The organism is Bradyrhizobium sp. HKCCYLRH3061, assembly GCF_051168015.1.
Taxonomy (GTDB): domain Bacteria; phylum Pseudomonadota; class Alphaproteobacteria; order Rhizobiales; family Xanthobacteraceae; genus Bradyrhizobium.
Map to the genome: position 1 here is coordinate 16,232 of NZ_JBNPUE010000006.1, position 17,165 is coordinate 33,396.

Below are 17,165 nucleotides of genomic sequence, written 5' to 3' on the forward strand. Positions count from 1 at the left end.
AGTGAGAAACCGGGTGAGGGGTCTCTCTCCGCGGTCTCATCTGTCGAGGCAGACCCCTCACCCGAGCGAGGCCGCTGCACGTTCGTGCATGCCCTCTCCCACAAGGGGAGAGGGCATAGTCACCGGCGGATCGCCCGCTTCTGCTGTTCAAGTATTTCCCGATGGGCCGGAGTTGGCTATGGCAAAGGGATTCACTCACCCATGACCAAACGCACGCTTCTCGGCATGCTGACGCCGTCGTCGAACACCGCGCTGGAGCCGATCACCTCGGCGATGGTCGCGAGCCTGCCCAACGTCTCGGCGCATTTCTCCCGCTTCAAGGTCACTGAGATTGCGCTGTCGACCGACGCGCTGGCGCAGTTCGACATCAGCAACATCCTGCGTGCCGCCGAGCTGCTCGCCCATGCCAAGGTCGACGTCATCGGCTGGAACGGCACATCCTCGGGTTGGCTCGGCTTCGAGACCGACATGCGCCTCTGCGAGCAGATCACCGCCGCGACCGGCATTCCCGCGACCACCTCGATGCTGGCGCTGAACGAGATCCTGGCGTCATCGAATGCCACGTCGCTCGGTCTCGTCACGCCCTATCGCGACGACGTGCAGGCGCGCATCATCGCCAACTATGAGACGCTCGGCATTGCCTGCCGCGGCGACCGGCACCTCAATCTGCAGGACAATTTCTCCTTCGCCGAGGTGACGCCCGCGGAGATCGAGACCATGATCCGTGAGGTCGCGCGCGAGAAGCCGGATGCGATCGCGGTGGTCTGCACCAACATGCGGGCCGCGCCGCTTGTGGCGCGGCTGGAGCTGGAGACCGGCATTCCGATTCTCGACACCATCGCCACCGTGGTATGGAAGTCGCTGAAACTGGCGGGTACGGATCCCCGCGGCGTCAGCGGGTGGGGATCGCTATTTCAGAGATTCGCCTGAGATTGGGAGAGCGCGTCACATGGCTGCATTCGACACCGTCATCCGCAACGGCACCGTCGTCACCGCGAGCGACACGTATCAGGCCGACGTCGCCATCCGGCAGGGCCGTATCGCCGCGATCGGCGAAGCCATCACGGATGCCGACGAGATCGTCGATGCCACGGGCCTGCTGGTGCTGCCCGGCGGCATCGACAGCCACGTCCATATCTCACAGCCTTCCGGCCCCGGCATTGTCATGGCCGACGATTTCGAGAGCGCGACGCGCGCGGCCGCCTTCGGCGGCAACACCTTCGTGATGCCCTATTGCCTGCAGGAGAAGGGCCAGCCGCTGCGCGCGGCGCTGAAGGACTATCACGCGCTGGCCGACCAGGCCTGCTATGTTGACCACTCCTTCCACCTGATCATCGCCGATCCCTCGGAGTCCGTGCTCGGCCAGGAGCTGCCGGCGCTGGTCGCCGACGGCTATTCGTCGCTGAAGATCTTCATGACATATGAGGGTCTCGCACTGAACGACTACGAGATCCTCGGCGTGCTGCAGGTCGCGCGCGAGCAGGGCGCCCTGGTGCAGATCCACGCCGAGAACTACGACGCCATCCGCTTCCTCACCGACCGGCTGGAGCGCGCCGGCAAGGTCGCGCCATACTATCACGGCAAGTCGCGGCCAATTCCGGTCGAGCGCGAGGCGACCCATCGCGCGATCTCGCTGGCCGAGCTGATCGACGTTCCCATCGTCATCGTCCACGTCTCCAACCGCGAGGCGATGGAGGAGATCCGTCGCGCGCAGGCGCGCGGCCTGAAGATCCACGGCGAGACCTGCCCGCAATATCTGGTGCTGACCGAGGAGGACATGCAGGGCCTCAACATGGAAGGCGCCAAATATGTCTGCTCGCCGCCGCCGCGCGACAAGGCGAGCCAGGAGGCCTGCTGGGAGGGCCTGCAGCGGGGCGTGTTCTCACTGTTCTCGTCGGATCACTGCCCGTTCCGCTACGACGACGAGGCGGGCAAGCTGACGCCCAAGGGCCGCACCAGCTTCCGCTGGGTGCCGAACGGCATTCCCGGCGTCGAGACCCGGCTGCCGATCCTGTTCTCCGAGGGCGTCAGCAAGGGCCGCATCACCCTCAACCAGTTCGTCGCCTTCACCGCCACCAACCACGCCAAGACCTACGGCCTGAAAGGCAAGGGCTCCATCGCCATCGGCTACGACGCCGACATCGCACTGTGGGACCCGAAAAAGACGGCGACCATCAGCCAGGCTGGTTTGCACCACGGCTCCGACTACACGCCGTATGAAGGCATCGAGATCACCGGCTGGCCGGTCGCGACCATGCTGCGCGGCAAGTTCGTTGTGCGCGACGGCGAGTTGGTCGGCGCCAAGGGCGACGGCCGCTACGTCAGCCGCGGCAAGCCCGGCGCCGTGGCCTAACGCACGCTCGATCCTCGCGTCGTCGCGAGCGAAGCGATTTGTGGGCCGTAGCTCGCAGAGCGAAGGCGGAAGCAATCCAGTGTCGCGGGCGTAGCCCTGGATTGCTTCGTCGCTTCGCTCCTCGCAATGACGCGAGGATGGATCGCGCCGAACTCATCGCCGTCTGGCGCCAAACTCTCGCGGCAGCGTCGGTGCGCCCCCCTTGCGGGGAGAGGTCGAGGGTGGGGGTCCACGCATTCCGCTCTCTCGGTGAGAGCACGTGTCGTGCAAGCGCCGTCAGCATTCCACATGAACACCCGGATCCATCAGCGCGTCCCACGACCTTCAGCGCTGGCGGATCCCTACCCCCAACCCCTCCCCGCAAGGGCAGGGCGATCGCATATGGTTTTCCCGGGCAGACCTTTCGTGGCCTCATGGTTCGAGACGCGTCGCAAGAGCGACGCTCCTCACCATGAGGATCGGCAGCTTTGCGGCGGAGAAAGGCCCTCATCCTGAGGAGCCCGCCGAAGGCGGGCGTCTCGAAGGATGGTCGCGAAACGACTGCGCGCCCAGCCTCTTTCACCATATGCGATCGCCCTCCTCGCAAGGGGGAGGGGAGCTGACCTCGCGTGCCGCGTGAGCTCGCAGGTCACGATCCTCGCCCTCCCGCACCGCACTGCCGTGCCCTCGATTTCCCTTTCCTGCCCCGGATGCATCGAACCATTGATGCAACCCGGCGACATATCCTTGTCAGACGAGGAGTGCCGCCATGCCCGCGCTTGCATTTTCCAACAACGATATCGCCGTCGTCGCCTGGACCTTCGACCGCCGCCTCGACGGCTGCCTGGGCTTCGCCATTCATCGCATCGATAGCGCCGATAACACCGACACGGTGCTGCCGGCGCTGGCGCGGTTTGCCGGGCAGACCGCCGACAAGCTCGCCACCGACCAGGCGCCAGTGCAGAAGTTCTGGTGGAAGGACCTGTATGCCAGGCGTGGCGGCACCTACAAATATCGCATCGTGCCGATGGGCGGCACGCCCGGCCAGACGCTGACGCCGCTCGCCGGCGTCGCTCCGCTGGAGAGCAATGCGGTCACGCTGACGCCGGAGCGGCCGCCGTTCCACGTCTATTTCAACCGCGGCATCACCGCGACCCAGGCGCTGAGCCATGAGCTGAACGACAAGCCGAGCGTGTCGGCGCTGGCGCCGCACATCCTCGATCCCGCCGATCCCATTCGCATCCGCCTGATGGGCCAGCTCCAGGACGGCCTGACCTCACTGCTGGCGCGCGCCGATGCCGGCGGCGGCACCATTCATGCCGCGCTCTACGAGCTCAACGATCCCGACGGCCTGGAGAAGCAGCTCCACCAGAACCCGGCGAGCCGTAGCGTCATCCTCGGCAACGAGCAGGGCAAGGACTCCGACGATGCCGATGCCGAGAACCGCGCCAATCTGAAGGCGGCCGGCGTCGCCGTGATCGACCGCATCCTCGGCAAGGGCAGCATCCCGCACAACAAGTTCATGGTGCTGACCGAGAACGGCAAGCCGAGCGCGGTGCTCTCAGGCTCGACCAACTGGACCTCGACCGGCCTGTGCACCCAGACCAACAATGCGCTGGTGGTGGAAAGCCCCGTGTTGGCGCAGCGCTATCTCGGCTATTGGAACGCGCTGAAGGCCGACGTCGCCGCCGCCGCCGGCAACAAGGCGGCGCTGCAGTCGCAGACCTTGCGCGACTTCGCCCATGCCAACAATGCCGACGCGATCCAGGCGCCGGTCGACCTAGGCCACGGCGTCACCGTCGAGCCGATGTTCTCGCCCAACACCCACGGCAAGCTCGGCAAAAATCCCGATACGCCCGGTGACATGGGCCGCGTGTTCGAACTGATGAAGGGCGCCAAGCACGCCGTGTTGTTCCTGGCCTTCGATCCCGGCAATAACTCGATCCTCGACGTCGCCGGCCAGTTGCTCAAGGACAAGCCAGATCTGTTCGTGCGGGGCGCGCTGACCAGCCCGGTGCGCGCGACCAACTTCTCCGCCGCGCTGCATTCCGGCGGTCATTCGGAACGTCCGGCGGAGGCGGGCGTGGAGGATACCGCGCCCCAGGTGACGGTGGTCGGCGAGGCCGGCAAGCCGAAGCAGCCGGGCGCCAAGGGCAGCATCGACTTCCGTGCGGTGCCGGCCGGCGCGGTGCAGGACGCGTTCGGCAAATGGGAGCGGGAGCTCGGCAAATACGGCTTCGCCATCATCCACAGCAAGATCGTGGTGATCGATCCGTTCAGCGACGACTGCGTCGTCGTCACCGGCTCGCACAATCTCGGCTTCCGCGCCTCGCACAACAACGACGAGAACATGCTGATCATCCGCGGCCACCGCGGTCTCGCCGAGGCCTATGCCTGCCACGTCCTCGACCTCTACGACCACTACGCCTGGCGCTTCCTGTTGCAGCAGCACCCCGACATCTTCGGCAAGCCGCTGCAAGGCGACGACACCTGGCAGGACCGCTACATCAAGGGCGCCGAGGAGAAGTCACCGGAGCTGCGGTTCTGGCTGTCGGCGGCGGGTGGGAGTGGGGCTCCAGCCGCGGGGACGGTGCCGGCGAAGAAGCCGGCTGCAAAGACGAACCCTTCGACGACGTCCGACAAGCCCGTCAAGAAGACCGCGAAGAAGGCTGCCGCTGCAGCGAAGACCGTGGCAGGCGGCAAAAAGACGACGAAGAAAAAAGCCGCAAAGACGGCGACGAAGAAGGTCGCTGGAAAGAAGGCCAAAGCGAAGGCGAGCAAGAAGGCGGCCAAGAAGAAGACGGCAAAGAGCGCTAAGCGAGCAACGAAGAGCGGGGCGAGGAAGGGGCGCTGATGGCACTCGGCCTGCGCTGCGAGGTGCCGACCATCTCGATCCTTGCGACCGGCTCCTTGGCTTCGATGCTGCCGTCGGCCTTCTCGTAAGCTGTTCCCACTTCGGCGTCGGGTGAAAGGTTGCTTCCGACGCCGATGAGTCTTCTGCACATGGGCCGATGCAGCGAAAACCGGCAGGAAACTTTCGCGGACACGGCTTGCGGTCTGCGCTGACCCCAACGCAAGCCTGTCAGTTCGTGCTCGACCGGACGAATTTCGGCTTCTCAAAAATTCTTCTTTCGCTTTTGCAGAATTTGTGTTTTACTCGCTCCGTCCCGCCCCAACGAGGGGACGCTTCGCGGTCGTCACGGACGTCGGGTGTGGGATGCGATGGGCGTTGGAGATCGCAGCATGGCTTGGCCGTGCCGACGAACGATCCCTGGCGCACGGTGAAATCGCGTGGTCCTGGCCTCCCGGTGCTGAGGCCAAGCGCGTGGGCGTTGCGGTCAAGCGCAGCCTGCGGGTGATGGGGGCAAGACAGCCGGTCCCCAGGGAGATCGCGTATAAATCGTAAAGCCATCGCGCGGGGAGGGCCGGGTGTTTCGGCCAGACCTGTGGTGACTGCCGCCTGCTTTCTTTTCTGCAGGCGGGCCACGGGCGCGGCCAGCGCCCGGCCTTCCCTGCGCCCTCAGTTAGGTAGAGGGCGGTCAGAATGGCACATCACTCGGGCGCGGGGCGCTGCGAGATCGCGATGACATGGGATGATGACATGGGATGATGACATGGGATGATGGATTTTGGAGAGATCGATGGCGGGCGATGGCGCACGGGGACCAGGCGCCCTTTGCCTGATGAAAGGCGAGGGCGGCCGTGTCCGGTCGTTTGAGGCGTGCGAGCGCGGCGCGCTCCCCTCCCCCTTGCGGCAGGGCGATCGCATATGGTTTTCCTGGGTGGACCTTTCATGGCCTCATGGTTCGAGACGCGTCGCAAGAGCGACGCTCCTCACCATGAGGATCAACAGCTTTGCGGCGGAGAAGGCCCTCATCCTGAGGAGCCCGCCGAAGGCGGGCGTCTCGAAGGATGGTCGCGGAAAGACTGCGCGCCCTGCCTCTTTCACCAAATGCGATCGCCCTCCCCGCAAGGGGGAGGGGAGCGCAGCGGGCGCGTGGCGAGAGCTTGGCTCCATCGCCGATTGCCAGGCGCGAGGCGCTCGTTCCGTCGGAGGCGCCCGCTCCATGAACAACCACCCCCACAAACAAAAACCCCGCCATTTGCGGCGGGGCCCAGTCTGGGAGGAGCAAGCCGTGAGGCCTGCCGGAGGACCCAGTGAAAGCTCAGGCGGGGATGCGCTCGTCCATGTCGTGCGGCTCGCGCAGCACGTAGCCGCGGCCCCAGACGGTTTCGATGAAGTTGCGGCCTTCGGAGGCGTTGGCGAGCTTCTTGCGCAGCTTGCAGATGAAGACGTCGATGATCTTCAGCTCGGGCTCGTCCATACCGCCGTAGAGATGGTTGAGGAACATCTCCTTGGTGAGGGTGGTGCCCTTGCGGAGCGAAAGCAGCTCCAGCATCTGGTATTCCTTGCCGGTCAGGTGCACGCGCTGGCCGCCGACTTCGACCGTCTTGGTGTCGAGGTTGACGACGAGGTCGCCGGTCTGGATGACCGACTGGGCGTGGCCCTTGGAACGGCGGACGATCGCGTGGATGCGGGCGATCAGCTCGTCCTTGTGGAACGGCTTGGTCATGTAGTCGTCGGCGCCGAAGCCGAGACCCTTGACCTTGTCCTCGATGCCGGCGAGGCCGGACAGAATGAGGATCGGCGTCTTGATCTTCGACACGCGCAGCTGCTTGAGCACGTCGTAGCCGGACATGTCGGGCAGATTGAGGTCGAGAAGGATGATGTCGTAGTCGTACAACTTGCCGAGGTCGACGCCTTCCTCGCCCAGGTCAGTCGTGTAGACGTTGAAGCTTTCGGACTTCAACATCAGTTCGATCGACTGCGCGACGGCGCTGTCATCCTCAATCAGCAAAACGCGCATGCCAGTTCCCCATAGTCGCCGCTCCGGGCGTCAGGTCGGCCGCCATCTGCGGCACTCAAAACGCCTTTGAACAACTGATTCGGATCCTGACGAGAGATGGTTAACAAATCCTGATTCCCCTCCGCAAGCTCTATCCGTGCAATTTTTATCGAATCGCCGTAAGGTGTTGCGATGAAGCAGTTTTTCTTAGCCGCTCTCGTTCAAGCTCCATGTTAAGAGATGGACCTAACCGACTCTCGGATCTCACCGCTTTTTGAGGGCGGCAAAGCGAAGCACGTCAGTCACTCCAGACCATGACGTAATGATTAATGATGCGAGTAAACACAGAGTTAAACCGACGACGCGAATCTGCCCCTACTTAAGGTTTTCGCAATGAAGGCTCTGGTGCAATGCCCTCTCTCTCGCAATAAAGGCGCTTTGGCAATGAAGGCTCTTCCGCAATGAAGGCTCTGGCCGAGCAGATCAGCGACATCGACGCCGTGAACACCTATGGGCGTGTCGTCGGCGTGAAGGGACTCATGGTGGAGATCGCCGGGCCGATTCATGCGATGTCGGTCGGCGCGCGCATCGTGATCGAGACCGGCAACAATTACATCCCTGCCGAAGTGATCGGGTTCTCCGGCAAGAACGCCGTGGTGATGCCGTTCGCCGGGCTGGAGGGCGTGCGCCGCGGCTGCCGTGCCGTGATCGCCAATGCCGCCAATCAGGTGCGGCCGTCGCCGGCCTGGCTCGGCCGCGTCATCAATGCGATGGGCGAGCCGATCGACGGCAAGGGGCCGCTGCCGCAGGGCGCCTCGCCGGTTCCCTATCGGAACAATCCGCCACCGGCGCATTCGCGACGGCGTGTCGGTGCGCCGCTCGATCTCGGCGTTCGCGCACTCAACACCTTTCTTACCTGTTGCCGCGGCCAGCGGCTCGGCATCTTCGCCGGCTCCGGCGTCGGCAAATCGGTGCTGCTGTCGATGCTGGCGCGCAACGTCGACGCGGCGGTGTCGGTGATCGGACTGATCGGCGAGCGCGGCCGCGAGGTGCAGGAGTTCCTGCAGGACGATCTCGGCGATGAGGGCCTCGCGCGCTCCGTCGTGGTGGTCGCGACCTCGGACGAGCCGGCGCTGATGCGAAGGCAGGCGGCGTATCTGACGCTCGCGATCTCCGAATATTTTCGCGACGAGGGCAAGGATGTCCTTTGCCTGATGGACTCGGTCACGCGCTTTGCGATGGCGCAGCGCGAGATCGGGCTGTCGGCCGGCGAACCGCCGACCGCGAAGGGCTACACGCCGACGGTGTTCACTGAGCTGCCGAAACTGCTCGAGCGGGCGGGGCCGGGCAGCGGCGAGGGTACCATCACCGGAATCTTCACGGTGCTGGTCGATGGCGACGATCACAACGAGCCGGTGGCGGATGCGGTCCGCGGCATTCTCGACGGCCACGTCGTGATGCAGCGTTCGATCGCCGAACGCGGCCGCTATCCGGCGATCAACGTCCTGAAATCGGTGTCGCGGACGATGCCGAAATCGGCCGACCCCGTATTCTTGCCGACGATCATGCGGGCGCGCCAGGTGATGGCGACCTATGCCGACATGGAGGAGCTGATCCGGCTCGGCGCCTATCGCGCCGGTTCCAGCCCGGAGGTCGACGAGGCGATCCGGCTGCACGAGCCGCTGGAGGCGTTCCTGCGCCAGCGCAAGGACGAGGTCTCGACGCTGCAGAGCGGGTATCGGGAGCTGGAACAGATCCTGGGGCGCTTGGAAACGGAAAGCTAACTTTGTCGGGTAATCATCCCCTCCATGTAACGAGCCTAGTCGGCGAGCCCAGCACGGGCGGCCGGCCCTGTCCCGCGCCGTATACGGGACTTCTGGGGAGTATGAGTCGATGAAGTCGCGCGAAACGCTGATCCGTCTGAAGAAATTTCAGGTGGATGAGAAACGCCGCCGGGTGACGCAGATCGAGGGCATGATCGCTGACTTCCAGCGCATGTCGGCCGAGCTCGAGCGGGAGATCCAGACCGAGCAGGAGCGGGCCGGCATCAACGACCCGACCCACTTTGCCTATCCGACCTACGCCAAGGCCGCGATCCAGCGCCGGGAAAACCTGACGCGCTCGGCCGACGAGCTGCGCACCCAGCTCGAGGACGCCAAGGCCGCGTTGTCCGAAGCGTTCGAGGAGATGAAGAAGGTCGAGCTGCTCGACGAGCGTGACCAGGCCCGCGAGAAGGCCGAGGAGAGCGCCCGCGAGCAGGCGGACATGGATTCGATCGGCCTGATGCGCGCCCGGCTCGGCGTCATCGCCTGAGCCTGTCGCCGTCACGGCTTTCGCTTTCGAAAACCCGGGCCGCGAGGTCCGGGTTTTTCGTCGCGCCCGCCCCGGTGGAGAGTTGCCCAGGACTTGTGCTACGGGAGGACGTAGGCTCGAACGAGGGAGTGGGGCGATTTTCGGGGACGCTGAATGCTGACGCCGGCAGAGCTGGTCTGGTTGCTTGCCGCTGTTGCCAAGGGGGACGAGGCCGCCTTCGAGCGCCTCTACGCGGCGACGCGCGCGAAACTCTATGGCGTCGTGCTCCGTATCTTGCACCGACAGGACCTCGCCGAGGAGGTCGTCCAGGAGACCTATGTGAAGGTCTGGAACAACGCCGCGCAGTTCAACCCGGCCGTGTCGTCCCCGATCACCTGGATGGCCGCCATCGCCCGCAACCGCGCCATCGATCTGGTGCGCAAGCGCGGCGAGCTGTCGTTGGAGGATGAGCCCTCCGCGCTCGAGGTGGCTGCCGAGACGCCGGACCCGCTGGCGCGCCGCGAGATGTCGGAGGAGCTCAAGCGTCTTTTGGAATGCGTCGGCCAGCTCGAGCCCGACCGCCAGAAGCTCGTGCTGCTTGCCTACTACAACGGCTGGAGCCGCGAGCAATTGGCGACCAAGTTCGAGGCGCCGGTGAACACGGTGAAGACCTGGCTGCGGCGGAGCATGATGGACATCCGCCAATGTCTCGGTCTCGGATGAGGTGCTGTCCGAGCCGGCGAGAGATCTTGTAGGTGACGTGATCTGGACCTGTGATGGCGTATAGCGAAGACCATATCGCGCTGGCGGCGGAATATGCGCTCGGGACGCTCGACGCCGCCGAACGGGCGCAGGTCGAGACCATGATGGCGGTCGACACCGATTTTGTCGCGCTGGTCCAGGCGTGGGAATTCCGTCTCGGTCCGCTCAACCAGATGGTCGGGCTGGTCGAGCCGCGCCCCGAACTGTGGGAGCGCATCAAGGCCGAGATCGCGCGGTTGCGCGCGAACGCCGCGGCCGAGCCTGCGGCGGTTGTCGAGGTTCCGGTCGTCGTCGCTCCGCCGGAGCCGGAAACTGCCGAGGCTCCAGCGCTCGTCGCCGAAGCTCCGCCGGCCGATGTACCCAAGCTCGAGGCGCCAACCGTCGAGGTTGCCGAGATCGAAGCCGCGAAGATCGGCGCTCCCGCGATTCAGGTCGCTCCGCAAGACATCGGTGTCGAAGCCCCGGCCATCGCAGCCCGGCGAAATGCGCCTGCGACGGACGAGGTTGCGAACGACAACGCGAACATCGTTCGCCTCTCGTCCAAGGTCCGGCAGTTGCGCGCGGTCGCCAACATCATGACCGCGATCGCCGCCGTGCTGCTTGCGCTGGTCGGTGTCCAGGTTTACCGCCCCGACCTGCTGCCGCGGCCATTGCAGCCTAAGCCGCGAATCCAGACCGTCGAGGTCAAGGTGCCGGCCGTGCAGCCCTCGGCCCAGTTCGTTGCCCTCCTGCAAAAGGACGCGGCATCGCCGGCGTTCATTCTGACCGTCGATGCCGCCAGCAAGAGCTACACCGTGCGCCGGGTCGGCGCCGCGCCGGAGCCGGGCAAGAGCTTCGAGTTGTGGCTCGTGTCCGACAAGCTGCAGAAGCCGCGCTCGCTCGGCGTGATCGGCGGCAGCGACTTCACCAGCCGTCCCGTCCTCTCGTCTTACGATGCCGACACAGTGAGTCGCGCGACCTACGCGGTTACGGTCGAGCCGGAGGGCGGGTCGCCGACCGGGCAGGCGACCGGGCCGATCGTGTTTACCGGTAAGCTGATCGAGACCGTGCCGCCGGCGCGCTGAAGCCAACGACCAAAAAGAAAACGCCCGTGGGGAGCGGGCGTTTTCAGTAGTCGACTTGGGGTTGGGTCTACTACATATCCACGCGGCCAGTTGGGGGGCTGTGAGAACCGCGTGAATTCCGGGAATTCCTGTCAGCGAACCAGCGAGGTCTCCGAGCTTGTCACCGCAATCGGCTTGCCGGCCTTGATGACCTTTGCCGTCTGCGTGTAGTTCGGCTCCGCGTTGAGACGGGCCGAGATGCCGAGGCCGGCCACCGCGATGCCAGCCACGAGCGCAACCACCACGATCTTGAGGTGGGTCGTCCGATCCGCGCTGTAAATCGAGTGGTTCATGGAAGCCTCCTGCCGTCTTCCGTCCTTCGCTGATTCGTGTGAGCCGGGAGCGTTCCGGTTCATCGTCTCGCGTCAACTAACGTAGGAAACCTCAATTCTGTTTCGTAGACCGCATCACAAGTGTGTGATAATGCGTGATGTCTCGCGATCGAAAATCGCTGAAATGTCACTTTTTATAGCTATATCAATAATTTAAATGGTTGTTCGGTGTACGGATGAAACTTCGGCCACCTAACGCAAAATTAAGAAAACGTTTGCCTGTGGCGGTAAAGCAAGGGGTGGTCCTGCCGGTAAAAACGGCACAAGCCGGCGCCTAGCGCCGGCTCCCCGGATGAAACGCGCTCGGGAATCCTCGGTTCCGTCACACGCTGCCCACCGTCTTCAGCCGCGCCCGCGGATGAATCTCCGCCTGCGACAGCACCGTGGTCTGGGCGCGGAAGCGCTCGACCAGCGAGCGGACGAAGGGCCGGATCGCCGCCGACGTCACCAGCACCGGCGACTCTCCTTCGCGTGCGGCGCGCTCGAAGGCGTCGCGCGTGGCGGTCATGAACTCCGACAGTTTCGACGGCTGCATCGCGAGGCTGCGCTCCTCGCCCTGGCCGATCAGCGATTCCGCGAACGCCTGCTCCCATTTCGCCGACAGCGCGATCAGCGGCAGGTAGCCCATCGGCGAGGTGTTCTGCGCGCAGATCTGGCGTGCCAAGCGGGCGCGGACATGCTCGACGATCGTGGCCGGGTTGCGCGAGAAGGCGAGCGCGTCGGCGATGCCTTCGAGGATGGTCGAGAGATCACGGATCGAGATCCGCTCCGACAGCAGTAGTTGCAGCACGCGCTGGATGCCGGAGATCGTGATCTGGGTCGGCACGATGTCCTTGACCAGCTCGCTCTGCTCCTTCGGCAGCTCCTTCAGGAGCTTCTGCACCTCGCCGTAGGAGAGCAGGTCGCTCATATTGGCCTTCAGCAGCTCGGTCAGATGCGTCGACAGCACGGTCGCCGCGTCCACCACCGTGTAGCCCTTGAGCGTCGCCTCCTCCTTCAGGCCGGCGTCGACCCAGGTGGCGGGCAGGCCGAAGGTCGGCTCGGTGGTGTGGATGCCGGGCACCGCGACCTGGTTGCCGCCGGGGTCCATGACCATGAACTGGCTCGGCCAGATCTTGCCGGAGCCGGCGTCGACCTCCTTGATCTTGATGATGTAGGTGTTGGCCTCGAGCTGGACGTTGTCGAGGATGCGGACCGACGGCATCACGAAACCCATCTCGATCGCCAGCGACCGGCGCAGCGCCTTGATCTGGTCGGTGAGTCGGTCGGTACCGTCGGGCGCGTTGACCAGCGGCAGCAGCGCGTAGCCGAGCTCGATCTTGAGGTCGTCGATCTTGAGCGCGGCGGAGATCGGCTCTTCGGCGGCTGCGGCCGCGGCCGCGGCGGCGGCAGGGGCCGCAGCTTCTGCGGCGGCTTCCTCCGCCTTGGCCACGTCCTTCTGCTTGCGCGCCTGGAAGGCGAGCACCGCAGCGCCGCCGCCGAGCGCCAGGAACGGAAGGGTCGGGATGCCCGGCAGCGCCGCCAGCACCAGCATGACCGCAGCGGACATGCCGAGCGCCTGCGGATAGCCGGAGAACTGCTTGATCAGCGCCTTGTCGGCAGCGCCGCTGACGCCGGCCTTGGAGACCAGCAGGCCTGCGGCGGTCGAGACGATCAGCGCCGGCACCTGGGTGACGAGGCCGTCGCCGACGGTCAGCGTGGTGTAGGTGCGGGCGGCCTCGGCAAAACCCAGGCCCTGCTGGGCGACGCCGATGATGATGCCGCCGATGATGTTGATGAAGACGACGAGCAGGCCGGCGACCGCGTCGCCGCGGACGAACTTCGACGCACCGTCCATGGCGCCGAAGAAGCCGCTTTCGTCCTCCAGCTCCTTGCGCCTGACCTTGGCGACCTTCTCGTCGATCAGGCCGGCGGAGAGGTCGGCGTCGATCGCCATCTGCTTGCCGGGCATCGAGTCGAGGTGGAAGCGCGCCGCGACTTCGGCGATGCGGCCCGAACCCTTGGTGATGACGACGAAGTTCACCGTCACCAGGATCGCGAACACGATGATGCCGATGACGAAATTGCCGCCCATCACGAAGTTGCCGAACGCCTCGATGACGTGGCCGGCGGCATCGGTGCCCTCGTGGCCGCGCGACAGGATCAGCCGGGTCGAGGCCAGGTTGAGCGACAGCCGCAGCATCGTCGAGATCAGCAGGATGGTCGGGAAGGACGAGAATTCCAGCGGCGCCTGGATGAACAGGGCGGTCATCAGGATCAGGATCGACAGGGTGATCGAAATCGCCAGGAAAAGATCGAGCACCAGCGAGGGCAGCGGCAGGATCAGCACCACCAGGATGGTGAGGATGCCGAGCGCCAGCGCGATGTCGCCGCGCAGGACTGCTGTCTTGAGGTCAGCGAATGAGAACCCGCCGGCCGGAGACCCCGCGCCTTGACCCGCCGTGACGTCGACCATGGCTTTCGCCCCTTCCCGCGGGCCGCGTCTGCCGGCCCCAAACGACTGCGCGGCGGCCGATGGGCCGCCGTTCCGAACCTGAGGTACCGCGCCGGCGTCCACGGAAGCTCTCCTCCGTCAACTGCACCCGCCCACGACACGCACGTTCCACCCGGCAATTTTTGCCCGGTGTATGGTTAGCGTTCGGTTAATGGCGGTTAACAAAAGGTTGCGGGAGGGGATGGGCTCTCCCGCCGCATCTTCGATGGGCCGCCGCGGTCGGGGGCCTCGCCCTTCGAGACGCCCGCCTTTCGGCGGGCTCCTCAGGGTGAGGGGAGGCGCTGTCAGGCTGCACGCCCGCCGACAAGCTCCGGTCCAAGCGCACGCTGAGCACGGTCGATGTCCAGCGCCGCTCTCGGAGCTCACCCCTCTCCATGAAGATGCTGTGAGCGTGTTCATGGTCAATGTGCAGCACCGCCTTTGGTGCCAGACCCTCATGGTGAGGAGCCGCGCAGCGGCGTCTCGAACCATGAGGCCCCCGCCGCGCCCGACACCAAGCTGCACGAATGAGCGTGTTCTCGCAGACATGAGCGATCGTCTCCCGCGGCGCATCGCGCCCGAGCTGTGCATCAGGTCCGCCCTCGAAACAAATGGAGGGCGCAGGGAAGGCCGGGCGCTGGCCGCGCCCGTGGCCCGCCTGCAGAAAAAAAGCAGGCGGCAGTCACCACAGGTCTGGCCCGGAACACCCGGCCTTCCCTGCGCGACGGTTGGAACGGCTTATACGTGGTCTCCCTGGTGCGCCGGGCTTGTTGGCCACCATCCCTGGCGCAATGCGTTTGCATTGCGCCACGTTGATACCAGCGTCGGGGTATCAGGACCGCACGATTTCGCCGTGCGCAACGAACCGTTCGTCCGCGCGGCACGAGGCCACGCTGCGATTCGCTGCGCCCATCGCATCCCACCTCCCACGTCTCGTGACGGTCGCGACACGCCCCTCCGGCGGAAGCAGGACGGGGAGAGATATACATGATTTCGGAAAAAATGAAAGAGGAATATTTCGTCAAATCGAAATTCAGGTTTTCGGGTTCACCCGGTAGAGCTCCGCGCTCGCGCGTGGGACGGCTGCGCGCGTCGCGCAAAGCAATGTGGCCGTATCGTGCGGGTGGCACGGCGGGCGGCATCAAACTTTTCTGATCGCTGCGATCAGCGTTTGCGATTGGCGGTGAGGCACGTCGCTCTTTAGAAGTCTTCTAAATTAAATCCAGGAGAACCGAAGATGCATCCAACGAAGCTCCGCCGTCGTCTGCGGCTTACAGTGACAGCCGCTGGCCTCGTCGGGCTTGCATCGCTCATCGGGGTCGCTGCGCCCAAGGCGGAGACGCCGACACCTCCCCCAGCGCCGGCCTACCTCCCGACCATCAGCGACCTGATGATCGCGACCATCCAGCCGCGTCATCTCAGGCTCTGGATCGCCGGCCATAGCGGCAATTGGGCGTTCAGTGCCTATGAGCTCGGCAATCTCAAGGGCGCGTTCAACCGGGTCGGCCGGGCGCAGCCGCTGGTCGAGGGCAATTCGTTCGCCGACATGACGACGGCCGTGACGCAGCAGCCGTTCGACGAGCTGGCGCAGGCCATCAAGCAGAAGGACATCGGCCGTTTCGAGCGCTCCTATGCCGACCTGACGGCCGCCTGCAATTCGTGCCACCAGGCGCTCAATCGCGCCGCCGTGGTCATCAAGGTGCCGCAGACCGCCAGCGTTGCCGACCAGGATTTCACGCCCGGCTCGGAGTGATCGCGGGCGGACGGTGAGACAGGATCAGAGTCGTCCGGCGTTGCTGCCGGCCGGGGACCAAGGGACGCGCGCGCGGATCAGCGAAGCGTGATCCCCCTCTCGGTTTGTCGCCTGGGTTGAGGCTGACCGGAAGAGATTTCCGGCCGGTCTTTGTCGGCAGGTGGCAACTCCGCGGCGATGCGCTTTCCGGCGTCGCAGATCGGCGCAGCGCTCACATCCTCTCGCTCATAGTTTCAAAACGATCTTGCCGAAATGCGAGCCGGACCGGAGATGGGCAAACGCTTCGGGAGCGTCATCGAAGTCGTAGACCCGATCGACGATCGGATGGATCGTGTGGTCGGTCAGGAATCGATTCATCGCCGTGAAATGTTCGACCGAACCCACGGTGACGCCGATGATATCGGCATTCTCCCATTGCAGGCGGGCCAAGTCGGGCTTCGGGCCGAACCCCGTCAAGACGCCGATCTGGACGATCTTGCCACCTGACGCGACCGACCGCAGCGAGCGGTCGTAGGTGCCGGGTCCGCCGAGCTCGAGGACATGACTGGCGCCTTCGCCATCGGTCGCTGTCATCACGGCGACATCCCAATCGGGCGTGTCGCGGTAGTTGATCAGGATCGAGGCGCCAAGCGCCCTGGCGCGGGCGAGCTTTTCATCCGAGGACGAGATGACGATGGCGCGGGCGCCCAGCGCCGCGGCGAACTGAAGGCCGAACAGCGCGACGCCGCCGGTGCCCTGGACCAGCAGCGTGGCGTCCTTGCCCATTCCGCCGCGGGTGACGAGGCCGTGCCAGGCCGTCACGGCGGCACAGGGCAGGGTCGCGGCTTCGATCGACGTCAGGTGAGCCGGCACCGCGACCAGCGCCGTCGCCGGCAGCACCACGTACTCTGCCAGCGTGCCATCCATCGTGCTGCCGCCGAGGGATGACGGAACATAGCTTGCCTTGAACGGCCCGGAGATCCAATCGCGAAAGAACGATGCGGCCACGCGGTCGCCGGGGCGCCGTTGAGCCACATCGGAGCCGACGGCATCGACGACGCCTGCGCCGTCGGACAGCGGAACGCGGCCGTCGAAGCCGCCTTCACCCGCTCGGTCCAGGATCAGGAGGTCGCGGTAGTTGAGACTTGCCGCCTCGACCCGGATGCGGACCTCGCCGCTGGCGGGTTCGGGCTTGATGATTTCGGTGCGCACCAGGCGACCCGCGCCCGCATGGCCGTTCAAATGATAGGCTTTCATCGTTGCTCCCTTCACAAGTGGACTCCACTTGCATG

Annotated in this window: 13 protein-coding genes; 9 read left to right on the forward strand and 4 right to left on the reverse strand. The window is 65.2% G+C overall.

The genetic code is table 11. The features are described 5' to 3' along the window. The first annotated feature begins 201 nt into the window (after positions 1-201). The 3 genes from ACQR2C_RS12400 to ACQR2C_RS12410 all read left to right on the forward strand — a co-directional run bounded on the left by ACQR2C_RS12400 (position 202) and on the right by ACQR2C_RS12410 (position 5,186). Positions 202-930, forward strand: coding sequence for a maleate cis-trans isomerase family protein (locus ACQR2C_RS12400; RefSeq protein ID WP_434847915.1), 729 nt, complete (start codon positions 202-204; stop codon positions 928-930). A gap of 19 nt (positions 931-949) precedes the next feature. Beyond that, positions 950-2,353: a dihydropyrimidinase gene (gene hydA / locus ACQR2C_RS12405; RefSeq protein WP_434881238.1), complete on the forward strand. Its 1,404-nt coding sequence runs from the start codon at positions 950-952 to the stop codon at positions 2,351-2,353. Positions 2,354-3,101: 748 nt separating this feature from the next. After that, positions 3,102-5,186 (forward strand): phospholipase D-like domain-containing protein, encoded by a 2,085-nt coding sequence (locus ACQR2C_RS12410; RefSeq protein ID WP_434881239.1) that lies wholly within the window; start codon positions 3,102-3,104, stop codon positions 5,184-5,186. 1,312 nt (positions 5,187-6,498) lie between these two features. Here the strand turns inward: ACQR2C_RS12410 and ctrA are convergent. After that, positions 6,499-7,200, reverse strand: a complete 702-nt coding sequence (gene ctrA, locus ACQR2C_RS12415; RefSeq protein ID WP_012046382.1) for a response regulator transcription factor CtrA — start codon at positions 7,198-7,200, stop codon at positions 6,499-6,501. A 440-nt stretch (positions 7,201-7,640) separates the two neighbouring features. On the opposite strand from ctrA, the gene fliI reads away from it, so the two are divergent. From fliI to ACQR2C_RS12435, 4 genes are all read left to right on the forward strand, one after another. Then, on the forward strand, positions 7,641-8,963 hold the full coding sequence (fliI, locus tag ACQR2C_RS12420; RefSeq protein ID WP_315803231.1) for a flagellar protein export ATPase FliI: 1,323 nt from the start codon (positions 7,641-7,643) through the stop codon (positions 8,961-8,963). Positions 8,964-9,072: 109 nt separating this feature from the next. Next, on the forward strand, positions 9,073-9,492 hold the full coding sequence (fliJ, locus tag ACQR2C_RS12425; protein ID WP_315714036.1) for a flagellar export protein FliJ: 420 nt from the start codon (positions 9,073-9,075) through the stop codon (positions 9,490-9,492). Positions 9,493-9,645: 153 nt separating this feature from the next. Next, positions 9,646-10,194, forward strand: coding sequence for a sigma-70 family RNA polymerase sigma factor (locus ACQR2C_RS12430; protein WP_315714037.1), 549 nt, complete (start codon positions 9,646-9,648; stop codon positions 10,192-10,194). 53 nt (positions 10,195-10,247) lie between these two features. Continuing rightward, positions 10,248-11,297 carry an anti-sigma factor gene (locus ACQR2C_RS12435; protein ID WP_316237628.1) on the forward strand — a complete coding sequence of 350 codons (1,050 nt, stop codon included), beginning with the start codon at positions 10,248-10,250 and terminating at the stop codon, positions 11,295-11,297. Between the two features lie 131 nt (positions 11,298-11,428). On the opposite strand, the gene ACQR2C_RS12440 is transcribed toward ACQR2C_RS12435, so the two are convergent. Both ACQR2C_RS12440 and flhA read right to left on the reverse strand, forming a co-directional pair. After that, positions 11,429-11,629 carry a hypothetical protein gene (locus ACQR2C_RS12440; protein WP_315803233.1) on the reverse strand — a complete coding sequence of 67 codons (201 nt, stop codon included), beginning with the start codon at positions 11,627-11,629 and terminating at the stop codon, positions 11,429-11,431. A 361-nt stretch (positions 11,630-11,990) separates the two neighbouring features. After that, a complete protein-coding gene (gene flhA, locus ACQR2C_RS12445) occupies positions 11,991-14,123 on the reverse strand; it encodes a flagellar biosynthesis protein FlhA (RefSeq protein ID WP_434863796.1) in 2,133 nt (710 codons plus the stop codon). Positions 14,124-15,128: 1,005 nt separating this feature from the next. Here flhA and ACQR2C_RS12450 point away from each other — a divergent pair. Continuing rightward, complete coding sequence (locus ACQR2C_RS12450; protein WP_315803235.1) at positions 15,129-15,296, forward strand: hypothetical protein; 168 nt, start codon at positions 15,129-15,131, stop codon at positions 15,294-15,296. Positions 15,297-15,378: 82 nt separating this feature from the next. After that, positions 15,379-15,894 carry a cytochrome family protein gene (locus ACQR2C_RS12455; RefSeq protein ID WP_315803236.1) on the forward strand — a complete coding sequence of 172 codons (516 nt, stop codon included), beginning with the start codon at positions 15,379-15,381 and terminating at the stop codon, positions 15,892-15,894. A 225-nt stretch (positions 15,895-16,119) separates the two neighbouring features. Here ACQR2C_RS12455 and ACQR2C_RS12460 read toward each other — a convergent pair whose 3' ends face one another. Beyond that, the gene (locus ACQR2C_RS12460; protein WP_434881240.1) at positions 16,120-17,130 is read right to left on the reverse strand and encodes a zinc-dependent alcohol dehydrogenase family protein; all 1,011 of its coding nucleotides are present in this window, start codon (positions 17,128-17,130) and stop codon (positions 16,120-16,122) included. Positions 17,131-17,165: the final 35 nt, after the last annotated feature.

Excerpts from the sequence above, each read along its gene's own strand:
- ACQR2C_RS12400 (WP_434847915.1), top strand. The coding sequence starts at position 202 with ATGACCAAACGCACGCTTCTCGGCATGCTGACGCCGTCGTCGAACACC.
- hydA (WP_434881238.1), top strand. The coding sequence starts at position 950 with ATGGCTGCATTCGACACCGTCATCCGCAACGGCACCGTCGTCACCGCG.
- ACQR2C_RS12410 (WP_434881239.1), top strand. The coding sequence starts at position 3,102 with ATGCCCGCGCTTGCATTTTCCAACAACGATATCGCCGTCGTCGCCTGG.
- ctrA (WP_012046382.1), bottom strand. The coding sequence starts at position 7,200 with ATGCGCGTTTTGCTGATTGAGGATGACAGCGCCGTCGCGCAGTCGATC.
- fliI (WP_315803231.1), top strand. The coding sequence starts at position 7,641 with ATGAAGGCTCTGGCCGAGCAGATCAGCGACATCGACGCCGTGAACACC.
- fliJ (WP_315714036.1), top strand. The coding sequence starts at position 9,073 with ATGAAGTCGCGCGAAACGCTGATCCGTCTGAAGAAATTTCAGGTGGAT.
- ACQR2C_RS12430 (WP_315714037.1), top strand. The coding sequence starts at position 9,646 with ATGCTGACGCCGGCAGAGCTGGTCTGGTTGCTTGCCGCTGTTGCCAAG.
- ACQR2C_RS12435 (WP_316237628.1), top strand. The coding sequence starts at position 10,248 with ATGGCGTATAGCGAAGACCATATCGCGCTGGCGGCGGAATATGCGCTC.
- ACQR2C_RS12440 (WP_315803233.1), bottom strand. The coding sequence starts at position 11,629 with ATGAACCACTCGATTTACAGCGCGGATCGGACGACCCACCTCAAGATC.
- flhA (WP_434863796.1), bottom strand. The coding sequence starts at position 14,123 with ATGGTCGACGTCACGGCGGGTCAAGGCGCGGGGTCTCCGGCCGGCGGG.
- ACQR2C_RS12450 (WP_315803235.1), top strand. The coding sequence starts at position 15,129 with ATGATTTCGGAAAAAATGAAAGAGGAATATTTCGTCAAATCGAAATTC.
- ACQR2C_RS12455 (WP_315803236.1), top strand. The coding sequence starts at position 15,379 with ATGCATCCAACGAAGCTCCGCCGTCGTCTGCGGCTTACAGTGACAGCC.
- ACQR2C_RS12460 (WP_434881240.1), bottom strand. The coding sequence starts at position 17,130 with ATGAAAGCCTATCATTTGAACGGCCATGCGGGCGCGGGTCGCCTGGTG.